The organism is Bacteroidota bacterium (assembly GCA_016711505.1).
Lineage (GTDB): Bacteria > Bacteroidota > Bacteroidia > AKYH767-A > 2013-40CM-41-45 > JADKIH01.
The window spans coordinates 229302-252968 of sequence record JADJSV010000020.1 but is presented as its reverse complement, the minus strand read 5'-3'; the positions used below and the strand labels follow the sequence as shown (position 1 = coordinate 252968).

Annotated in this window: 15 protein-coding genes; 11 read left to right on the top strand and 4 right to left on the bottom strand. The window is 38.9% G+C overall.

The annotated features are described in order from the left end of the window. Positions 1–143: 143 nt before the first annotated feature. From IPL24_19500 to IPL24_19470, 7 genes are all read left to right on the top strand, one after another. Complete coding sequence (locus tag IPL24_19500; GenBank protein MBK8365767.1) at positions 144–551, top strand: class I SAM-dependent methyltransferase; 408 nt, start codon at positions 144–146, stop codon at positions 549–551. Between the two features lie 12 nt (positions 552–563). After that, positions 564–815 carry a hypothetical protein gene (locus IPL24_19495; GenBank protein MBK8365766.1) on the top strand — a complete coding sequence of 84 codons (252 nt, stop codon included), beginning with the start codon at positions 564–566 and terminating at the stop codon, positions 813–815. A gap of 200 nt (positions 816–1015) precedes the next feature. Continuing rightward, positions 1016–1684, top strand: a complete 669-nt coding sequence (locus IPL24_19490) for a TetR/AcrR family transcriptional regulator (protein MBK8365765.1) — start codon at positions 1016–1018, stop codon at positions 1682–1684. A 47-nt stretch (positions 1685–1731) separates the two neighbouring features. Continuing rightward, positions 1732–3072 carry a TolC family protein gene (locus IPL24_19485; GenBank protein MBK8365764.1) on the top strand — a complete coding sequence of 447 codons (1341 nt, stop codon included), beginning with the start codon at positions 1732–1734 and terminating at the stop codon, positions 3070–3072. Positions 3073–3103: 31 nt separating this feature from the next. Then, the gene (locus tag IPL24_19480) at positions 3104–4216 is read left to right on the top strand and encodes an efflux RND transporter periplasmic adaptor subunit (GenBank protein ID MBK8365763.1); all 1113 of its coding nucleotides are present in this window, start codon (positions 3104–3106) and stop codon (positions 4214–4216) included. 53 nt (positions 4217–4269) lie between these two features. Further along, the gene (locus tag IPL24_19475; protein ID MBK8365762.1) at positions 4270–7668 is read left to right on the top strand and encodes an efflux RND transporter permease subunit; all 3399 of its coding nucleotides are present in this window, start codon (positions 4270–4272) and stop codon (positions 7666–7668) included. A gap of 83 nt (positions 7669–7751) precedes the next feature. Next, positions 7752–8498 carry a menaquinone biosynthesis protein gene (locus IPL24_19470; protein MBK8365761.1) on the top strand — a complete coding sequence of 249 codons (747 nt, stop codon included), beginning with the start codon at positions 7752–7754 and terminating at the stop codon, positions 8496–8498. Positions 8499–8566: 68 nt separating this feature from the next. On the opposite strand, the gene IPL24_19465 is transcribed toward IPL24_19470, so the two are convergent. Then, the gene (locus IPL24_19465; protein MBK8365760.1) at positions 8567–9850 is read right to left on the bottom strand and encodes a T9SS type A sorting domain-containing protein; all 1284 of its coding nucleotides are present in this window, start codon (positions 9848–9850) and stop codon (positions 8567–8569) included. Positions 9851–9944: 94 nt separating this feature from the next. Continuing rightward, positions 9945–10535, bottom strand: a complete 591-nt coding sequence (locus tag IPL24_19460; GenBank protein ID MBK8365759.1) for a pseudouridine synthase — start codon at positions 10533–10535, stop codon at positions 9945–9947. A gap of 113 nt (positions 10536–10648) precedes the next feature. Between IPL24_19460 and IPL24_19455 the strand changes: the two genes are divergently transcribed. From IPL24_19455 to IPL24_19445, 3 genes are all read left to right on the top strand, one after another. Beyond that, positions 10649–11053 (top strand): hypothetical protein, encoded by a 405-nt coding sequence (locus tag IPL24_19455; protein ID MBK8365758.1) that lies wholly within the window; start codon positions 10649–10651, stop codon positions 11051–11053. An 80-nt stretch (positions 11054–11133) separates the two neighbouring features. Further along, entirely contained in the window at positions 11134–11526 is a 393-nt protein-coding gene (locus IPL24_19450; GenBank protein MBK8365757.1) for a hypothetical protein, read from the top strand. A gap of 9 nt (positions 11527–11535) precedes the next feature. Continuing rightward, positions 11536–12996, top strand: coding sequence for a hypothetical protein (locus tag IPL24_19445; protein MBK8365756.1), 1461 nt, complete (start codon positions 11536–11538; stop codon positions 12994–12996). A gap of 758 nt (positions 12997–13754) precedes the next feature. Here IPL24_19445 and IPL24_19440 read toward each other — a convergent pair. Both IPL24_19440 and mdh read right to left on the bottom strand, forming a co-directional pair. Then, complete coding sequence (locus IPL24_19440) at positions 13755–14192, bottom strand: clan AA aspartic protease (GenBank protein MBK8365755.1); 438 nt, start codon at positions 14190–14192, stop codon at positions 13755–13757. Positions 14193–14284: 92 nt separating this feature from the next. Then, entirely contained in the window at positions 14285–15229 is a 945-nt protein-coding gene (gene mdh / locus IPL24_19435) for a malate dehydrogenase (GenBank protein MBK8365754.1), read from the bottom strand. 384 nt (positions 15230–15613) lie between these two features. Here mdh and IPL24_19430 point away from each other — a divergent pair, with 384 nt between their 5' ends. Next, the gene (locus IPL24_19430) at positions 15614–23518 is read left to right on the top strand and encodes a gliding motility-associated C-terminal domain-containing protein (protein MBK8365753.1); all 7905 of its coding nucleotides are present in this window, start codon (positions 15614–15616) and stop codon (positions 23516–23518) included. Positions 23519–23667: the final 149 nt, after the last annotated feature.

The window sequence follows — 23667 nt, the reverse complement described above, 5'->3', positions numbered from 1 at the left end:
CTTTTTTTGAAGTAAAAACCGTTGATCTCTGGAGGCATACCCGTCAACTTGAACTTATAAAAATCTATTGTGCATTATATAAGAATTCCGACTGGCTTACTGTCGGTGATGGCGGATTCGGGTCTTCAGCTACGTATATTGAAATGCATGGCGGCACAGCAGTTTCTACTGATCTTGATACTTCCTTTCTCAAAATTGCAGCTGAGAATAATCTGATATCAAATTATCAGTTTGCTAATGCAGAGAATTTACCGTTTAAAGATGCACAATTTGATTTTACCTTTTGCAAACAAAGCTACCATCATTTTCCAAGACCATTTATCGCAGTCTATGAAATGGTACGTGTTTCAAAAAAAGCAGTAATATTAGTAGAACCTGCCGACTGGATTCCCAGTCCTTTTGTATTTTCTACTCTGCAAAAAATAAAAAGAAAGCTTAAACAAATTGCAGGTTTAAAAAATCCACACCATGAAGAAGGTTCGTTTGAAACTGTGGCAATTACATTTACACCATTTCAGAACGTGAAATCGAAAAACTTGCAATGGGAATAGCATTGCCGTGCATTGCCTTCAAAAGGTTTGACGATTTTTTATTATGAAGGTGTAGAAACAGAAATGATGGAAAAAAATGGCCCTCTCAGAAAGAAGATCAACAGAATGCTTTTATTAAATACGATTAAAAGGTTTTTAGGGCTGGCCAGACAAAACAATATAATGTGCATATTGTTTAAAAGTACTCCTGATTTAAATGAGCAGGCATTATTAAGAATAAATGGGTTTGATGTTATTGAATTACCGAAAAATCCTTACGCCTAGGAAATAAAATTGCGACCATCAGTAGAAAACCGCCCCCTGAGCGCCCATTTGTTCAGATGAAATTAATTGCAAAGCTGGCTCTTTTTAATAGTATTTACCATAAATAGTGTCATTTTAAAACAAATTCCACATCAATTCAACCCCGCTTTCAATCATTTCAATCTTACTTTTCAACGGTTGAGCATATTTTCCAAAAAAAAGTGCCCGGAAACTTTGGACATGAAAATAGTTTCCATAGTTTTGCAGCGCAAATGAAACTTACAAGCACAGAAGACCGGATTTTGAATGGGGCCCGCGAATTGTTTTTTAAACAAGGCATTCGCACTATTACGATGGATGATATTGCCGGACATCTGGCGATTTCAAAAAAAACGATATATACACATTATAAAGACAAGGACTTAATAGTAAAGTCGATGTTCCAGATCGTTTTGCATCAGCAAATGCAACATATGAATCACATAAAAAAGATGAGTGCAGATCCGATTGATGAGATCCTGAAGCTAATGGAACATTTGGGAAGCTTTATTTCACAGTTTAATCCGGCAGTATTTTATGATCTTCAGAAGTATTATCCTCTTGTTTGGGCTGAATTCAGAGTTTTCAGGGAAAAAGAACTGATCGGTTTTGTGGAAGACAATTTAAAAAGAGGGATCAAACTTGAACTTTACAGAAAAGAAATAAAAGTAAAGATCATTGCGCGCCTAAGGATTGAAATGGTTAACCTGGGATTTAATACGGATGTCTTTCCGATCAACCAGTTTAACCATGCTGAAGTCCATGTCGCAATGCTTGAACATTTTCTTCATGGTATAGTAACATTGAAAGGCAATAAAATGATTGCTAAATATCTAAATCACTCAAAATAAAATTCACTTTTCAAAAATATAAATCTCAGCTAAGCGTCAATAACATTATGAAAAAACCACTCATCGCACTGCTCATACTCATTTCTCTGGGTGCACACTCCCAAGGGCCTGATAACGTAATGCAATTTTCAATTAAGGAAGCCATCGATTTTTCTTTCCAGCATCAGAAGGATGTTCTTAATTCTCAACTGGATGTTGAAATTGCAAATTCACAAGTAAAAGAAACCATAGGAATGGGACTTCCGCAGATTTCTGCAAGTTTCGATGTAAAGGATTATGTAAAAATTCCGGTATCACTTATCCCGGCTGAATTTTTCGGAGGAGAAGCAGGAACATATGAGGCTGTCCAATTCGGAACTCAATGGAATGCAACTGCAGGCTTAAGCGCTTCCCAATTGATCTTTGAACCATCATACTTAGTAGGAGTTCAGGCTGCAAAAACCTTTAAGGAACTTTCCATAAAAAATCACGACCGGACGAAACTTGAAACTGCTGTAAGTGTTACCAAAGCATATTATATGGTATTACTGATGCGTGACAGGAAAAATGTAATTGATGCAAATGTAAGTCGTTTGCAAAAATACAATTCCGATATCAAAGCAATGTTTGAAAATGGCTTTGTAGAAAAGGTTGATGTGGACAGAATTCAGGTAACCTATAACAATGTTCTTTCTGAACAGGAAAAATTTCAACGTCTTATTGAAATTACAGAGGGAAATCTGAAATTACAAATGGGGCTTCCTCAAGCATCAACTATCAATTTAACCGATAGTTTAAATGCAGAAGAAATAAAAACAATAGGAGTTTCAATAGATAAGGCTTCTCCGGAAAAAAGAATTGAATATGCTTTACTGAAGACTCAGGAAAAAATACAGGAATATAACGTTAAGAGATATAAAGCTCAATACCTGCCAAGTCTTGTTGCTTATGGAAATTTAAGTTCAAGTGCACAAAGAACTGAATTCAATATTTTCGATCCTGCATATAAATGGTATCCGGTAGGAATTATCGGTGCAACACTTAGCCTGAATCTTTTTGACGGTTTGCAGAGAGAAAATAAGATCAGACATGAGAAATTAAGTTTGAGAAAAATCAAAAATGAGATAACTTATTTTGAAGATGCTATTGAATTACAAGTTTCATCATCACGTTCTTCACTTGCCAATGCAATTTCAGCTTTGAAGATTCAGGAACAAAATCTTGAACTGGCAAATAGTGTAACTAATACCAGCAAGATAAAATATGATCAGGGGGTTGGATCTAACCTGGAAGTCCTCAATGCAGAAACTTCTTTGAAAGAAGCGCAATCAAATTACTACAATGCTCTGTATGATGCCATCATTGCCAAAATTGATCTTGACCAGTCATTAGGAAATTTTAAATATTAAAAAAATCACAACTACACATAACCATTATAATATGAAAAAGATAATCACTTTCTCTTTACTTACAATTGCACTTTTTGCGTGCGCGCCTAAAGGCGACGATAAGAAAGCCAAATTAGAGCAACTGAAAAAAGATCAGGCTGCATTAAAAGCTGAGATCACTAAACTTGAAGCAGAATTGTCTGCTAATGACAGTACCGCTAATAAATCAAAGTTAGTCGCAACTACAGAAATGAAACCATCAACATTCAAGCACTTCATTGAAGTCCAGGCTAAGGTCGATGGTGATGAAGATGTAATGTTAAGCGCTGAAAGTGCAGGTAGTATAACATCTATTTCTGTTGAAGTTGGAGATGAGGTTTCGAAAGGCCAGGTATTGGCGACTATTGACGACAGAATACTTCGTCAGAGTATCTCCGAAGTTCAGACTCAATTGGATCTTGCAATGACTGTATATAACAGACAGAAAAACCTTTGGGACCAGAAAATAGGAAGTGAAATTCAGTTTATCCAGGCTAAAAGTGGTAAAGAAGCTGCTGAAAGAAGAATGGCAACTTTGAACCAGCAACTTGACATGACTAGAATTAAATCACCTATCAATGGTGTGGTTGATATTGTGAATGTAAAGATTGGTCAGACGGTTGCACCGGGTGTTCCTGTGATAAGAGTTATTAATCTTAGATCACTGAAAGTTAAAGCTGAGATCGCTGAAAGTTATATCAGCAGGGTTTCTAAAGGTGATGAAGCAATCATATATTTCCCTGATGAGAAGAAAGAAGTGAATGTAAAAATTGATTACTCAGGAAATCGTATTGATCCATTGAACAGGACATTTAACGTAGAAGTTAAACTGAATGATAAATCCGGATCATTTCGTCCTAACATGATCGCTATTCTTAAAATTGTAGATTATAAAAACAATAATGCATTTATTGTTCCTATCGCTGCAGTTCAGAAATCAGGTGATGGACAATATGTATTTGTGAAAAGCGTAGAAGGCGGTAAAACGATTGCAAAACGAAAAGTTGTAGAAGTTGGGACAATATACAATGGTGTGGCAGAAATAACATCAGGACTGGCTACCGGTGATGAAGTGATCACTTCGGGTTATGCGAATATTATTGAAGGTGATGAGATCACGCTTTAATAACATCCATAAAAACATAATCTAATTTTTCATCATTAAACCAAAGCAAAGTCATGTCTCAAAAACATAAAGAATTTAAACCATCGAGTTGGGTAATTGATAATAAGATCGCAGCATTTGTAATGACGCTGATCTTATTCATTGCCGGTATTCAAGGATACCAGAGTTTACCAAAGGAAAGTTTCCCTGATATTTCATTACCTAACATTTATGTGAGCGTAATCTATCCCGGAACTTCTCCTAAAGATATGGAGAACCTTATCGTTCGTCCAATCGAAAAAGAATGTAAAAGTATTGCCGGAGTAAAGAAGATCAAAAGTAATTCACTACAGGATTATTGTAATGTCATTGTTGAATTCAATTCGAATGTGAACATTGATGTTGCAAAACAAAAAGTGAAGGATGCTGTTGACAGGGCAAAGACCGATCTTCCAAAAGATCTTCCGAAAGATCCTGAGATCATTGATATCAACTTTTCTGATCTTCCTGTCATGCAGGTTAATATCAGTGGAGATTATGATCTGAATAAATTGAAAAAATATGCTGACGATGCTAAAGAAAAGCTCGAGAGCATGAAGGAGATCAAAAAAGTTGATATCATAGGTGCTCTTGAAAGAGAGATTCAGATCAATGTCGACATGTTAAAGATGCAGTCAGCACAGATCTCAATGACTGACATCATGCGTGCGATCCAAAGTGAGAACCTTACAATTCCCGGAGGTTCAGTGAATATGAATGGTATCCGCCGATCAATAAAAGTTACCGGTGAATTTAAAAATGCTGAACAGATAAGCAATATCGTTGTACAAAGTATAAACGGAAGTCCTATTTATCTGAAAAATATCGCTGATGTTGTAGATAGCTATAAAGAACAGGAAAGTTTTGCACGTCTTGACAAGAAGAATGTAATCACTCTCAACATCATCAAAAGAAAGGGAGAGAACCTGATTGAAGCATCTGATAAGATCGTTGCTTTGATGGACGATTATCAGAAAAATCACTGGCCGAAAGACCTGAGGGTAACCCTTACCGGTGACCAGAGTGAGCAGACAAGGATGACCTTACATGACCTTATCAATACGATCATCATAGGTTTCATTCTCGTATTATTAGTGTTGATGTTTTTCATGGGTCCGGTCAATGCATTCTTTGTGGCTTTATCAGTTCCACTTTCAATGTGTCTTGCATTCCTTGTAATGCCGGCAATTGGTTTCTCGTTGAACATGATCGTATTATTCTCGTTCCTGCTCGCACTTGGAATTGTTGTTGATGATGCCATTGTAGTAATTGAAAATACGCACAGGATATTTGCAAATGGAAAGCGAAGTATAGTTGAAGCAGCAAAATTAGCCGCAGGCGAAGTATTTCTTCCTGTACTTTCAGGAACACTTACTACACTTGCTCCCTTCTTCCCGCTCCTATTCTGGCAAGGTGTTATTGGTAAGTTCATGTTCTTTCTTCCTGTTACCCTCATTTTAACATTGATCGCATCCTTACTTGTTGCATATTTGATCAATCCTGTCTTCGCCGTACAGTTCATGAAACCGCATATTGAAAATGCACCAAAGAAAAGTCTTAAAACGACTTACTTGTTTTTTGGTGCGGCAGTTTTAGTCGGATATATGATAGATTTCGGTATGGGAAATCTTGCTGTTGTATTGTTTCTTTCATGGTTAGTGAATCACTTATGGTTAAGACATAAATTGAAAAAATTCCAGGAAGTTACATGGCCAAATTTCCAGAACAAATACAGAAACTTTCTTGTATGGTGCTTACATCGTCCATGGAAAATGCTTCTGGGTGTAGTTCTTCTGTTCGCAATTTCGCTTGTAATGCTAGTGGTGAGAAATGGCGGAGTCAGTTTCTTCCCGGTTGCTGATCCTAACTTCGTTTATGTTTATACAAGTTTACCTGTAGGAACTGACCAGAGTTTGACAGACTCTGTCACTAAGGTTATTGAAGAGAAAGTTTACAAAGCTATTAACTGGCCTAATCCAATTGTAAAATCTGTAATTACAAATGTTACAGTTGGTGTAACTGATCCTCAGGATGAAGACCAGGGTAATTATCCCAACAAGAGTAAGATCTCTGTAGCCTTTGTAGAATTTGGAAAGAGAAATGGAGTTTCTTCATTGGCTTATCTTGATTCAATACGAATGGCTATCAAAGGTATTCCCGGAGCTGAAATAACTGTTGCACAGGAACAAGGTGGCCCACCTGTTGGAAAACCGGTGAGTATTGAAATCACAGGTGACGACTATGAACAATTAGTTATCACAAGTAAAGAACTGAAACGTACGCTCGATTCACTGAAAATTGATGGTGTCGAAGAATTGAGAAGCGATTTACAAGATTCAAAACCTCAGATCGTATTTGACATAAACAGAGAACGTGCAAACCGTGAGGGCATCTCTACATATTCAATAGGTAATGAAATTTATCTGGGTGTACTTGGAACGGATATTTCTAAATACCGCGATATTGATGATGATTACAACATCGTCATCAAGTATAAAGATGAGCAACGTTACAATGTTGACATGTTACGGAACCTGAAAATCGTTTACAGAGATATGAGTATGGGTGGAATGGTTCGTAATGTTCCATTGGCATCATTTGCTGATGTTAAATATTCAGATACATATGGTGTGATCAAAAGAAAAAACCAGAAACGTGTAGTAACAATTTCATCTAATGTACTTTCCGGTTATAATGAGAATGAAGTTGTAGCAGATGTACAGAAAGCACTTAATGGTTTTACTGCACCTGAAGAAGTAAGCGTAAAGATGACAGGTTCACAGGAAGAACAAGCTGAAACAGGAGCATTCCTTGGCTGGGCCGGAGGAACTGCCCTTATGCTTATCATTATCATTCTTGTATTACAATTCAATTCAGTGAGCAAGCCGCTTATAATTATAACCGAGATCGGATTCAGTATCATAGGTGTGTTCATCGGTTTCTCTCTGTTCAAAATGGAATTCTCAATCGTAATGAGCGGTGTGGGTATTATAGCGCTCGCCGGAATTGTGGTCAGGAATGGAATCTTACTTGTAGAATTTACAGATCTCCTGATAGCCAATGGTGCTCCTACTTTCGATGCCATTGTTGAAGCCGGAAAGACAAGGATGACTCCGGTTGTTCTTACTGCTGCTGCAACAACGCTAGGATTGATACCTCTTGCCGTTGGATTGAATATGGATTTTGTTACATTGTTTCAGGAAGGTAATCCGCATATTTATTTTGGTGGTGACAATACAGCATTCTGGGGTCCTCTTTCATGGACTATGATCTTCGGATTAATATTTGCAACTTTCCTTACTTTGATTTTAGTTCCTGTAATGTATCTACTTGCTGCCAGAATTAAGAACAGAGTTCGTAAATACACAAAGAAACCTTTAGATACAGGTGTTGCAGCAAAAAGAGTCGAAGACCTTATAGAAGTTGAAATTTAATTTACTGATACCGGCTTTACATCTGCATCAAAAATAAATGATGCAGATGTAAAGCTGTTTTATTTGAAGAAGGCTATTATAAAATGATCAAAATTTCAGTAGTTTCTTATCTGAACAGCAAACCATTTATTTATGGTTTCAATAAAACTAGATTTAATTCTGTTGCGGAAATAGAATTGGATATACCCTCTGTTTGTGCTGAGAAATTATTGAATGGAAAGGTTGACATCGGATTAGTTCCGGTCGCCATACTTCCTGAATTAAAAAACTACTCCATTATTTCTGATTATTGTATTGGTGCGAATGGTCCTGTTGATTCAGTATTGCTCCTCAGCAATGAACCGCTGGAGTCTGTGAAAACAATTTTACTCGACTATCAATCCCGCACTTCAGTTTTACTCAGCAGAGTTCTGGCTAAAAAATTCTGGAATATTTCACCTGAATTTCTACCATCTGAGCCGGGCTACGAAAATGATATTAGCGGTAGTGTTGCGGGTGTTGTAATCGGCGACAGAGCACTGATATTAAAAAATAAATTCAAGTATTGCTATGATCTGGCTGGCGAATGGAAAAAGTTCACAGGACTGCCATTTGTGTTTGCGACATGGACAGCTATCACTCCTCCAGACGACGCATTCATGCTGGAATTCAATTCTGCTTTAGGCGAAGGCATGAAACTTATCAGAGAAATTTCAAAAAATGAAAGCACTCATGAGCTTTCTGAAAATGTCATCTTCAATTATCTGACAAAATCTATCGATTTTAATTATGATAAAGATAAAAAAAGCGCTCTTGAACTTTTTCTCAGATATGCTTCTGAATTAAAATAAGAATTATAAAATATAAGTCAAAAAAAAATCCTGCAGTTCATGCAGGATTTTTTTTTGACTTTTCAATATCAATTATTTTTTACAAACTGAACAGTTCTTTTATAAGACTGGCTATATACAGTTACGAAGTAAGATCCACTTTCAAGTTTTGTAAGATCGATCTGGTGAACACGACCATTTGGCTGGCCTATCTCCTGCTCTGCTACTATTTTTCCGATTGCATCAGTAACACGAACTTTCATACTCTCATTTGTGTTTTTTGAAGTGTACATATCGATATTCAAAATTCCATCTGTTGGATTTGGGTAGATTGAGAATTGGAGATCGTTTATTGATTCAACACTTTTAATAATATCGTCACATGCTACTGATGTTGTTAATGAAGGATAGTAGCCATTTAAAGAGACAAACATTCTCGTAGCCTGGTTTGAAGTGAACATATTCAGACAATCGTCGTCACTGTAATCCATATAATTCATAAACATGATACCATTTCCTGTTGATGTACAATTATCTAAACGAGGAAATGTATAACAGCCATATGTTTCTTCAGTTTGATTTGGCGTATCAGCTATATTGTCTGTGCCTGAACACAAACCATTATCATCACCCCAGATATGAAACAACCGGAAACAGTGACCAATTTCATGAGTAAGTGTACGTCCTTCATCAAACGGCCAACTTACATTTCCTACCCTGCCAAAAGAATCGAACTGAATAACGACTCCATATGTATTTGTATGTGCGGTTGCAGGAAATTCTCCATATCCTAAAATTCCACCATTAAGATTACATACCCAGATATTGAAATAGTTTTCTACATCCCAGGCGTCTAATCCACCGGTAGCAAAAGATTTCACATCGTCATTTGTAGTAAACGAAGTGACAGTAGTCTGCCGTCTTTCAATACCATTTGTAGTCATACCACTAGGGTCTCTTTGGGCAAGACAAAACTGAAATTGCGTTGCTGATGCTGCTGTTCTGAATGCAACAGGTGTATTATTTGTATCAGCATTTAAACGAGCAAAATCTTCATTCAATGCATCTATCTGCGACATGATCTGAGCGTCAGAGATATTTTGTGGTGCTTGTTTGTATACGACGTGAACAACAACAGGTATTACAATAACAGCATTTGAATTTGAAGAACGTGAAGCAGTATAATTTTGCAGCCAATGCTGTAATTTTATCTCGTCGATTTCATTTTGAACCTTCAGATTTGGATTTTGTGATTGAAGCCACGCAGTGTGCTCAGTTGTATAACAACGTTTTTTTCCTGTAGGTGAATTCTGTGCACTAATAACTAAGGCTATCAGGCCGAATGCAACAGTTAATAGTAATTGTTTTTTCATTTTAGGTTATAGATTTCCGTCAACAAATTTAAGATAAATTAACAATGTAAATACAATCGAATTTTACCTGACAATATGATGATAATCAGATTGACTAACGAAGTCCTAGTTTTGAATAAAAAACTGCTCTTTCAACATTTTCAATTGCCCCGGGAACCATTGCTTTCATAGAAAACTCATGAATAGACTCCCGAATTAAACGCAGGGTCGGAAAGCCTACTTTTGCAGTCATCTTACGAACCTGCCGATTTTTGCCTTCTACTAAACTCAATCGGATCCATGAGGTCGGAATATTTTTTCTGAATCGTACCGGTGGATTTCTCTCAGGTATTTCGGGCATTTCTTCAATTATTTCCGCTTTCGCAGGACGGGTAATAAATGATTTTCCATCAATACTTAATTCAAGGCCTTTGCGAAGAGAATCTAAAGCCTCCTCTGTAATCTCCCCTTCTACCTGCACAAGATATGTTCGCTCATGTCCGGTTGTCGGGTCAAGCAATCTGCTATTGACTCTTTTGTCGTTAGTTAATAAAAGTAGTCCTTCGCTATCGGCATCTAATCTACCCACCGGATAAACATCAATAGGAAATTTCTCAGAAAGATCTGCTAAAGTTTGATGTTCGCCTTCCTTTGTAAACTGGGAAAGCATGCCGAAAGGCTTATAAATTGCGTAGTATGAAAACACTATTGGGGATTTGTGTGTAAATGACGTAAGAAATGACGGAATTCATACTATTTCGGATAAATAAATGTTTATTTTTGTTATAAATCAAATAAATGATGCGGTTAAAAATTCAAATGCCCGGAAAATTAATCTTTTTCAGCCTGCTTATTATTTCAGTTTTTGCCTGCAAGAAAAAGGAAGCTGATGAACCGGTTGTATGTACTGCCGGAACGGGTGGGTCTACGACATTGATTGTCGAACTCAGACACCACGATCTGCTTATTCCGAATGATTCAGTAAAACCTGATACAGTGTGGATAAAATATAATGCCGTTAATGCAGGAGCAGGTTACGATGTACGGAAAATAGGAATCGTAGGTGATTCAAATGTTATATTCAATAACCTGAAATGCGGAAACTATTTCCTTACGGCTTCCGGTTATGACCGGAGCATTGGATTTGATGTTACCGGTGGACTTGGAATTACTATTGCAGAGAATGCTGATACGGTTTTGGCCACGGTTCCGGTGGTTGAATAACGAAGAATGAAAAGTGAAAAGTGAAAAGTGAAAAGTGAAAAGTGATCCGGTAAAAAATTAAAATAAGCTTATTACACAAAATGAGTAGTATCAAATATGTAATTTTATTTGTTGGGGTTTTGGTTTTGTATTCCTGCAGGAAAGAAAATGAAGTTCCGGTGGTGAATGGGAATGTGGTTTTGAATGTTCATGCTGTGCATCATTCGTGGGATGTGAGTAATGTGAAAATATATCTGGAAGCAAATACATTGGTTTTTCCCGGAAGAGATTCAACTGTGTATGATAAAAGCCTGACGACGGATGGCTCCGGAAGAGTGACTTTCACGCAATTGTTTCCGGGTAACTATTACATATATGCTTCCGGATTTGATTCTACCTGGGGCGCGAATGTGATTGGTTATAAGCTTATCTATCTGACAGAAGAAAATCTGATAAATAACGAAATGTCGGTTACACTGAATGTGAGCGAATAATAATACTCTATGAAACAACTACTCTTTCTTATTTCACTAACATTTTTTGCAAGTTGTAAATACGACAAACTGGAAGTTCCAATTGATCCTGTTGCTGCATCTAATTTTCCTGAAGAGGTTGGTAAAATTTTAGTTAACAAATGTGCTACTTCCGGTTGTCATAATTCTTTGAGTCGTGGAATTGCCGGCGGACTGGATTTTTCTACCTGGGACTTGATGTTTGATGGTGGTAGAAACGGAACATCAGTTATTCCATATTCGGTTGACAATAGCTACATGCTTTACTCTATCAATACAGACAGCACACAAGGTCCGGTATTGCTTCCTACAATGCCCTATTTACAGACACCTCTTTCACAACAGGAATATGAACTACTAGTAAACTGGATCGCCAACGGGGCACCTAACAAAGACAATTTTGTAAAATTCTCTGATAATCCGAACCGGAAGAAATTGTATATAGTAATGCAAGGTTGCGATAAAGTTGCTGTAGTTGATGAAGCGACGAAGGTAATTATGCGGTATGTCGAAGTTGGTAACAATCCCAACATTATTGAATCACCACATCAGGTACGTGTTTCACCGGATGGACAATATTGGTATGTTGTATTTATTAATGGAGACATCCTGCAAAAATTCAGTTCAAGTGATGACCAATTAGTAGGCGAAGTTAATATTGGTCTGGGTGACTGGAATACTTTGGTTTTTAATAATGCAGGAGATACAGGTTTTGTGAATGCCACTCAGGCAGGATTTTTTGCTGTTGTTCCTTTGAACACTATGGCAAATTATCAGATCCGGACATCTGTATTTCCACATGGAGGGATTGTTACTCCTGATGGTCGTTTTTTATATCTTACAAATCAGAATGGTAACACAGTAACAAAAATTGATCTTTCAACTTTTGATGATGAACAAATTCAACTCGATCCGATTATTACAAATCCACCCTTCCCATATTCTCCACATGAAATTACATTGACTCCGGATGGTACACGTTATATGGTATCATGTCAGAAAACGAACGAAGTCAGAGTGTTTCAATTAAGTAATGATAGTTTAATTACTATTATAAACGTTGGTGCATATCCACAAGAGTTTACAACGATGGCCTCACTCAATAAAATTTATGTAACATGTACGGAGGCACAAGTTGATGCGAATAAAAAGGGGTTGGTCTATTCAATTGATTGCGATACTTATGAAACAGACAGTATTTACGTCGGTTTTCAACCCCATGGAATAGCCGCCGATGAAAATTCAAAACTTGTATATGTTGCAAATCTGAATATTGATCCAAACGGACCTGCTCCTCATCATGTATCCTCTTGCAGCGGAAGAAATGGAAACCTTACAATTATCGATGCAACAACTTTCAGCATGTACAGAAAACAACTTTCAGATGGAAGTTCATTTCAGTATAAATGTGAATTGCTTGCGGCTCCGTATTTTATTTCTCTGAGAGAATAAAATTTATAGCAACAACGAATCAATCTGAATTGGTTTAATTCAAAATATTTTCACTAAAAATTTAAGTCCAAGTAATAACATTCAGAATAAAATTGAAACCATAATAAGTTTAGAAATCAGCATCCGTTATCCGCCCAGCTAGGATTTTTCATTTTTCATCCCGATAGCTATCGCATATGCATCAACTTAATTATATAAATATCTATTGAAATTGAGTGAGTTCTCTTCTACTATTCTGCCATCAACTTTAGATCAAATTCATTAAGCTAAACTCAACAATTCATAATAAGGATATGTATTTAGAATTGACAGGCCCGTTAGGGCCATACTTTTGGTAATACCAGACTACACGAGAAAGTCAAGCCCCTTTAGGGGCGTACTCTTTCTACAATGGATGTGTCCATTAATTCATCTGCATAAAAGTTCCAGAACACAGTAGTGGCATTCGGCATGTTCCTGATATCCAATGGTGCTTTCGTTGTCAAAATAAGCGATCTATTTTAGAGTACGCCCCTAAGGGGGCTTCGCGCTCTTATCTGGTCTTGTATTACCAAAAGTATGGCCCTAACGGGCCTGATAATTTATTAAGAACAACGAATATTTCATTCGTCTTAACCAAATGACATTAAGCATTTGCTGACGGCAATAAAGGCTAACTTGAAAAAATACTTTTTTATAAATAATCTCACGCTAATAGATTGAAATACTATTCATTTGTTTTTTCTCTTAAGTTGACGCCTATGTGATAGCTATCGGAATCACTTTTCATTTAAAGTCAAACGCTTTTTCTTATAATCAATTACCGCATGATATTTATTCATAACATCACTACCAAGAACTCCATCGATAGGACTGAATCCCATTTTTTCATAGCTGGAATTGACATGTGTAAGGTCAAGAAGTATTGCATGAAAATTTTTGATCCTGATCTTTCCAATTTTAAATTGATTCAAATTTGTCGAACTTGTCGGCATACTATCTGTACCTAAGCCTGTAGAAAGTTTGTCGTGATCTTCGCGTTCCACTTCTTCGACATAATTAAAAATTCGTGTTCTGTCAAAAACAGTTCGTGAAGCACCGGTATCTATGAGCAGCCGGCATTTGCGGTCATTGACTTCCGTTTCAATGATAAGATGCAATCCATCATCTTCGATCGTGATCATTTCGATATCGATGATCGTTTTACTTGAAAACATTTCTGTCAGTTAGTGGAGTTTCGTCTTTCGACATAAATAAAAATAAAAAGTCCCGCAATTTACGGGACTTTCTTCAATAACTTATCTATAAATTATTTTACAGCCGGTTGATTCATGTTATCTAAAACATCCATCACTTCTTCTACTGACTTAGCAGATGAATGAAGCAATTTCATTTCATCATCATTCAGTTTCAATTCGATGATCTCTTCGATTCCATTCTTTCCTAATTTAACAGGAACACCAAGATAAATATCTTTCAGTCCATACTGTCCATTCAACAATGCGCAACAAGGGAAAATACGTTGAGAATCTTTGATGATCGCTTCTACCATCTGAGCTGCAGCAGCTCCGGGTGCATACCATGCAGAAGTTCCCATCAGGTTAACAAGTTCGCCTCCGCCTTTTTTAGTACGGTCAACTATTGCATCTAATTTATCTTTGTCGATTAATTCTGTAACAGGAATTCCGGCAACAGTTGTATAACGTGGCAACGGCACCATTGTATCGCCATGTCCGCCCATAAGAACAGCTTGAATATCTTTCGGTGATGTATTCAACGCTTCTGCAAGGAATGCACGGTAACGAGCTGTATCAAGTATGCCAGCCATACCGAATACTTTCTTCGAATCTACTTTAGCGGTAAGGAATGCACAGTATGTCATTACATCCAGCGGATTTGAAACCACTATGATGATTGCATCCGGAGAATATTTAATGATGTTCTCAGTAACAGAACGAACAATACCTGCATTGGTAGCAATAAGATCATCACGACTCATTCCCGGTTTACGGGGAAGTCCTGAAGTGATCACAACAACATCCGATTTTGCAGTCTTAGAATAATCGTTCGTTGAACCAATGATCCTGGTATCGTAAAGGTTGATCGGGGCAGTCTGCCACATATCTAACGATTTACCTTCGGCAATCCCTTCTTTAATATCTAGAAGAACTACTTCGTGAACGAAGTCTTTGTGTGCGATTACATCAGCACAAGTGGCACCAACGTTTCCGGCACCTACAACTGTTACTTTCATGAGGGTCTATTGTTTGTTTAAAATTGATGGGCGAAATTAGATACTCCTTTTCGATTTTGGAAATATAATCTTTCTGAACAGGTAAAAATCGACATTAAAACCATATTCACCTCTTTCAACAGAAAAAGCAGGAAAAAAGTTGGAATTTTTAGTTAATATTTTTAGCTTTCGGTTTGGGGATTCGACTTTATGATAAAAGTCTCCTTAAAAATGATCGATCTGAACTCAGGACCGATCTGAGCCCGGGATAAATTAAATTGATCCCTAGTGTAGACAAAATAACCTAACTCTCTCATTGTGTTTTGAATGATTAAAAAATTACTCTGTTTTAGCATCATATTTTTCTTTACCACGCAAACTGAGTTGTTCGCCCAAAATTATTTAATGAGCAACAGTTCTGTAACAACATGTGGAGGGAGTTTCTATGACAGCGGTGGAAGCGGTGGCGATTATTCTAATAATGAAAATTACACAATGACATTTTGTTCAGCAAATTCAGGTCAGTGTGTACGTTTAACATTTACTTCATTTTTCACAGAAGCTGGGTTCGATACATTATTCTTATATAACGGGCCAACAACAGGAAGTCCATTAATTGGTTTTTATACGGGTGCAACGGGGCCAAGTATTATAACTGCGAACACCGGTTGTTTGACAGTCAGATTTACCAGCGACGGAAGTTTTACTGAATCAGGATGGGAAGCTACTGTAAGTTGTGTTCCTTGTCCTGGTACCTGTGCAGTTACCTGTACCGGTGGACCTCCTCCAGCTAATGATGATTGTTCCGGGGCGCTAGCTGTGAATCTTCCTGCTCCTACTCCTTGTCCGGCAAATTTATTTACTCCGGTTGTGATCAACGGCACAACTACTTGTGCTACTTCAGATCCAAATCTTGGTACACTGCAAAGTTGCAGCCCGTCATCAAATGCACTTGCTAATCCAACTGCTGATGTATGGTATAGAATTACGATCACTGCACCTGTGTTGAACATTGATATTACCGGTGGAATTCAAACTCCTCAGATTGCATTATACAATGGAAATAGTTGCGGTACGATGTCAGGTGTTGATTGTTTTATCGGTGGTGGAGGAACGCTTACAACTTCAATAAACGGATTACAAGCAGGAAGTTACTGGCTTCAAGTTGGCGGTAGCAGTTTATCTGATCAATGTAATTTTACAATGACATTAAGTAACGCATATGATTGTTCAGGATGTGTAATTGCAAGTTCTCTTGTTGCTAATCCGCCGCCGGTAAATGGTGTTTATATGGCAGGACAAACGGTGAATTTTTGTTATACAATTAATTCTTACGACCAGACATCACAAAACTGGCTTCATGGTGTGAGCCCGGATTTCGGAAACGGTTGGGATATGTCTACACTGACGACTACTCCTGCTGCTGATTGTTCTGACTTTGATCCGTTAGGTCCTGTAACATTAATTCCAGGAACATGGATCTGGAATTCCGATACAGTTAGAAGTTCAGCAACCAATGCAATATTCCCTCCGGGATTTTATTTTGAAACTGCTGCCGGAACTTTAAGCAGTAATCCAGACAATAATGCAGGAAATAATTACGGTGATTTTAATGATGGAAATACCTGCAGCTGGACATTTTGCTGGAGTATAAGAACGCTTCCTCCCGGATCATGTATACCTGGTGCAAGTCTGAATGTTGATGTAGATACTTATGGTGATGGTGAATCAGGTGTATGGGGATCTTTAGCGTGCACATCAGATCCGATCACACATTTTTTTGCTGAGCTTGCTTGTTGTCAGTTGCCTGTTGTAAGTGTTTCAAATATTAACTGCTCAAATGGAACGGCAACTGCAACCGCTACCGGACAAGGAACAAGTCCATGGGATTACGTCTGGAAAAATAGTGGCGGTACAACAATTCAGACGGCTATGAATATTGCCGGATCAAACTCAATGTCTGGATTAGCTGCAGGTACATATACAGTAACTGTTACTGATGACATCGGTTGTACTTCCACCCAAAGTATAACTGTAATTATTCCTACAGCAATAAATCCTCAGGTTGTTGCTACGAATGTAAATTGTAACGGCGGAACGAATGGAGCAGTTAATACAAATCCATCAGGTGGAACCGGACCTTACACCTATTCATGGAATCCGGGAGGAGCTACTACACAAAATATTACGAACCTTTCTGCCGGTAATTATACTGTCACTGTAACAGACGCAAATGGTTGTACTTCTACTTCATTAGCAAATGTTACTCAACCGACAGCAATCACGGGTGCTATCAATCCAACTCAACCTTCATGCGGTGCAAATAATGGTTCCGCTACTGTTGTACCTTCAGGTGGAACCGGTCCATATACGTATGCATGGTCACCTTCCGGCGGTACAGCCGCAACAGCTTCCGGTCTGGGAGCCGGAAATTTTTCAGTGATAATTACTGATAGCCGTGGATGCACCGGCAGTTCAAATATTATTCTTGCTGCACCATCATCACCTGTCGTATTTGTTGCAGGAATAACTAACTCAAGCTGTCAGAGTCCTACAGGAAATATAACTGTATCTGTAAGTGGTGGAACAGGTCCTTATAATTATGCATGGTCTCCATCAGGAGGATCCGGTGCTACTGCAAGCAATTTGCAACCCGGTGTTTATACTTGTATCATTACTGATGCTATGGGATGTAGTTCTTCAGCAACAGCAACTATTGGTGCTCCTGCTACAGTGATTGCATCAATATCCGCATCAACAGACGAAACATGTCCGGGTAATCTTGATGGTACTGCTACAGCTTCTGAAGCCGGCGGAACTCCCGGTTATACTTATTTATGGACCCCCTCGGGGAATACTGCTGCTACTGCGACAGGTTTGACCGCCGGGCAATATACAGTTCTGGTAACAGATGCTGTTGGTTGTACAAGTTCAGCATCAGTTGTTATTAGTACTTCCCCAGCTATAAATGCTGCTATCAGTTCTACTCCGGTATTATGTAATGGAAGTACTACCGGATCTCTTTCAGTTGTTGCAAGTGGTGGAAATGGAACATTGACTTACTCATGGTCGCCTTCTGGTGGTACAAATACTACAGCGAATAATTTAAGTGCGGGTACATACACGGTTACAGTCACAGACGCTAACGGTTGTACATTGACCACAACATCTACTCTGGCAGACCCTGCTCTGTTATCAAATAGTATTTCATCAACGGGATCTATCTGCGGACAAGCAACCGGATCAGCAACTGTTGTTGCTTCCGGTGGAACTTCGCCTTATTCGTATGCATGGACTCCGGCTGCGACAAACACAGCGACATTAAATAATCTTGCGACCGGACAATATTCTGTTGTAATTACGGATGCAAACAATTGTACTTCTACTGCAACGATTGCAGTTGCTGATCTACCGGGTCCTGTTGTTTCTTTGTCTACTGTTTCTGATGTCAGTTGCAATGGTGGAACAAATGGAAGTGCAACTGTACAAGTTACAGGCGGAAGCGCTCCGCTAACTTATTCATGGTCACCATCAGGTGGAACCGCAACCTCTGCTTCATCGTTGAGTGCCGGCAATTATACTGTACTTGTTACCGATGTGAATGGATGTACATCAACAACACCGGTCGTGATTGCAGAACCTGCATTGCTTACAACTACTCTTACTGCTTCAATTGATCTTTCTTGTTTCGGTTCAAATGATGGCAGTATTGCAGTTTCGGTAAATGGTGGAACACCTGGATACAATTATGTCTGGACACCAATAGCACCAAACTCAACAACGATTTCCAATCTTAGCGCAGGAAATTATTCAGTAGTAGTTACTGATCTGAATGGATGCACCAGTACCTTTGCAACAACCATTAATGAACCAACCCAGCTTTCAGCAAATATTATTTCTACGCCAGCAACTTGCGGCGCAATCAATGGAAGTGCAATCGCAAATGCTTCCGGTGGAGCGGGAACATATACTTATTTGTGGTCGCCATCAGGTGGAACAAATTCAACTGCTACCGGCTTGGCTGCAGGTGCTTACAGCGTTGCTGTCACTGATGCAAATGGATGTACAACCTCTGCAGTTGCAAATATTTCCAATATCGGTGGACCAACGATCAATGCATTTGCAACTGCTGATGTAAGTTGTTTTAATGGAAACGATGGAACTGCAAATTCAAGTGTTGCAAATGGAACAGGACCATTTACTTATTTGTGGTCACCATCAGGCGGTACTGATTCAACTGCAACAAATCTTTCAGCAGGAAATTATTCTGTATCGGTAACTGATGGAAACGGCTGTACTTCTGTTGCGAATATTTTAATTTCTGAACCAACAGCCATGGTTGCTCAAGCAACTTCCTCACCTACTCTTTGTTTTGGTGATGCTACCGGTTCTGCTTCTGTTAACATTGCAGGAGGAACGTCCGGTTATACTTACCTATGGTCACCGGGAAATTCAAATTCGATTTCGCCTACGGGATTAACAGCAGGAAATTATTCAGTCTTGATAACCGATGTGAATGGTTGTACTACCAGTGCAAGTACAACAGTAAATCAGCCTACGCAATTAAATGTTACCATAACTCCAACAGATGCATTGTGCAATGGATCAGCAAATGGATCAGCACAAGCAAATGCAAGCGGTGGTACATCAGGATATAATTATTCGTGGTTTCCATCAGGGGGAACAAGTTCAATTGCATTGAATTTATCTGCGGGAAATTATACTGTAATAGCAACAGATGCAAATGGCTGTACGTTTTCAAGAACAACTGCTGTTGCTGAACCTGCTCCTATCAATCTGGCAACCTCATCTACACCGGCGACATGTGGATCTGCAAATGGTACGGCAAATGTTGTTGCTGCAGGAGGTGCATTTCCGTATTCTTATTTATGGTCGGCGGGTGGTGGTACAAATGCCACTGCATCGAACCTCAATGCAATCACTTATACAGTCGTAGTAACTGATGCCAATGGTTGTACTTCTTCTGCAAGTGAAAGTGTTTCTAATACAGGTGGTCCAACAATAGCTACAAATGTGCTGAGTAATGTTTCCTGTTTTGGGATCAATGACGGTAGCGCAAGTGTTGCTGTTTCTGCAGGGACTGCACCATTTAACTATCAGTGGTCACCAAGTGGCGGGAACGGACAAAATGCCAGCAATCTTACTTCAGGAAATTATTCTATCACAGTTACAGATGCAAATGGTTGTATCACTAATGACAATGTCATCATTACCGAACCGACTGCATTGCTTACTCAAATTTCTTCCACCGATGCAAATTGCGCAGGTGTTGGTGGGTCTGCAAGTGTTATTGTTGCGGGTGGTACAGTTCCATATTCTTATTCATGGACAGGCAGCACATCCACTTCTGCAACTGCGAGTACATTAACCGGTGGAAATTATACAGTGACTGTTTCTGACGGAAATGGATGTACAACTTCTCAATCAACGACAGTCAATCAGCCTGGAGGAATAGCAACTGTGATCAACGCAACTCCTGTTACTTGTAATGGCGGAAACAATGGTAGCGCATCTGTTGTAGCCAATGGTGGTTCCGGTGCACTTACCTACTCATGGTCGCCTTCAGGTGGAAACAATTCTTCAGCCACTAATCTAATAGCAGGGAATTATTCTGTGACCGTCAGTGATGCCGGTGGTTGTGTTTCAACAGCCTCTATTCAGGTTACTCAACCTTTAGCAATTAATTTAGCAACAAACGTTACTCCTTCAGCGTGTGGTGCTGCAAATGGCAGTGCAGATGTTGTTGCCAGTGGCGGCACAGGGCCGTATCAATATTCGTGGAGTCCATCAGGAGGTAGTTCTGCTACAGCAAGTAATCTTGTCGCAGGAAATTATATTGTTACCGTTACTGATGCAGGCAACTGTATATCCACTGCAAGTGCATTAGTAATTAATACGGGTGGACCAACTGTTACTTTAAATGCTGTCAACGATGTTAGCTGCTTCGGAGGAAATGACGGTAATGCAAGTGTAAATGCATCAGGAGGAAACGGACCTTATACTTATTCATGGTCACCTTACGGCGGAACATCTTCAACAGCAACAAATCTTGCCAATGGCAATTTCACAGTAACAACAATTGATGCAAATGGATGTGCGACTGCAGTAAGTGTTTCAGTAAGTGAACCGACTCAAGTATCTAGTACTACAACTTCCACTCCATCTGCTTGCGGTAGTCCTACCGGAAGCGCTACTGTTATTGGTTCCGGAGGAGTTGGAAATTATTCTTATTCATGGACAGGCTCTACGACTTCAGATTCTACCCTATACAATCTTACAAATGGACATTATTCTGTTCTGATCACTGACCAGAATGGATGTACATCAACAGCTTCTATCAATGTTGCTCTCAGCAATGGTGCAAATGCAATATTGCAATCATCAACAGATGTTTCATGTGATGGTGGTTCTGATGGCAGTGCTGTTGTTTCTATCAGTGGTGGGACTCCACCTTATTCTTATTCATGGGCTCCTTATGGGGGAACGAATGCAAATGCTTCAGGATTGTCTGCGGGTAATTATGTTGTGTCTGTAAGCGATGCGAACAATTGTTCATCGACCGTAAATGTCATTATCAATGATGGCGCAATTCTCATTCTGCAAACTGCAAGTACTCCGGCGTCATGTAATGGCGGATTAGATGGAAGTGCAAGTGTTGTTGTCAATGGCGGCGCAAGTCCATTTAGTTATCAATGGATAGGCTCTTCAAGTTCAACTTCTGTTGCAAATAATCTCGGCATCGGAAATTATACAGTGACGGTTACTGATGCAAACGGATGTGCTGAAGCAGAAGTTGCAACAGTAAATTCTGCAACAGCAATTGCATTGAATCCTATATCTACTGATTTAACTTGTAATGGTGATCTGTCAGGAACTGCTTCAGTAAGTCCGGTTGGTGGTACGCCACCGTATTCATATCAGTGGACAGGAAATATTTCATCTTCTGGTTCTGCTGCAAATTTATCAGGCGGTATGTATTCTGTCACGGTAACAGACATCAACGGTTGTGCAGCAATTACTAATTTCAATATCAATGAACCAACTGCTGTTGTGATGTCTGTCTCACCTGCATCGACAATATGTATCGGACAAAATATACAGATCGGTGCAACAGTAACCGGCGGAAATTCTCCATACTTGTATAGCTGGTCGAATGGTGCTACTACAGATTCCATTTCAGTAAGCCCTGCTTCTACTACACTATATTCTGTTTCAGTAACTGATGCAAGTGGATGTACTGCAGCTACACAGAACATAAACATCAATGTTAATCCACCGTTGAGTATAAATGCAACTGCTCCGGCAACAATTTGCGAAGGGGATTCAGTGAATTTATCTTCGCTGGCTACAGGTGGAAATGGAAATTACTCTTATTCATGGAACAATGGCGAGTTCATTACATCGAATGCCATTGCATATCCGACTACGGATATGACATATACTGTAGTTGTAACTGACAATTGCGGAACACCTTCAGCAAGTGCGCAGGTAAATATTATTGTAAGTCCAACTCCTACGGTTGATTTTGGTCCGGGAAATCTTCGTGGATGTTCACCATTCACTGTAAACTTCGAAGATCTGTCAACCACTCTAGCAGGTTCAATGTACTTATGGAATTTTGGAGATGGCAATACATCTTTACTTGAAGACCCTGAACATGTCTTTACTGAAGCCGGAAATTACGATGTGTCACTGCTAGTAACCAATTCATTCGGTTGTACAAGCTCTCTCCTTATCGACAACATGATCAATGTTCATGAATCACCGATTGCATCATTTGTCTCACAACCTACTACTACAACTACACTTGAACCGGACATTCAGTTTACCAATAACTCCATTGGTGCAGATCAGTACATCTGGAATTTCGGAGACGGTTCACCACTTGGATATGATGAAGAGCCTTTACATACTTACTCCGATACAGGTATTTTTGAAATTACACTTATCACGATAAGTAATGCCGGTTGCGTAGATACAATTAAAGGATTTGTAGAAGTTGAAAGTGATTTTACTATTTATATACCAAATGCCTTTACTCCTAATGACGATGCAATCAATGATCATTTCAATGCATACGGTATCGGCTGGGCAGATTACAATCTCTACATCCTCGATCGTTGGGGACTGAACATTTATCATTCAACCAATCCTGATAAACCATGGGACGGTACTCATCAATCGAATGGTGGAGAATGCCAGGCCGATGTTTACGTTTACAAAATTCAGGTGCATGATACGAAAGGGAAATTGCATTCGTTTGTGGGGCATGTTTCGTTGGTGAGGTAGGATTGCAAACTTTTTAAAGGAATTTAAATTTGAAAGGAATTACAAGTAATTTTTTTCAACACAAGATCACTAAGTTTTTGTCACAAGAGCACATGGCTGATCCTTGATGGATGGAATGTGCAAACTGTACGACGCTAGGCGGAATGTTG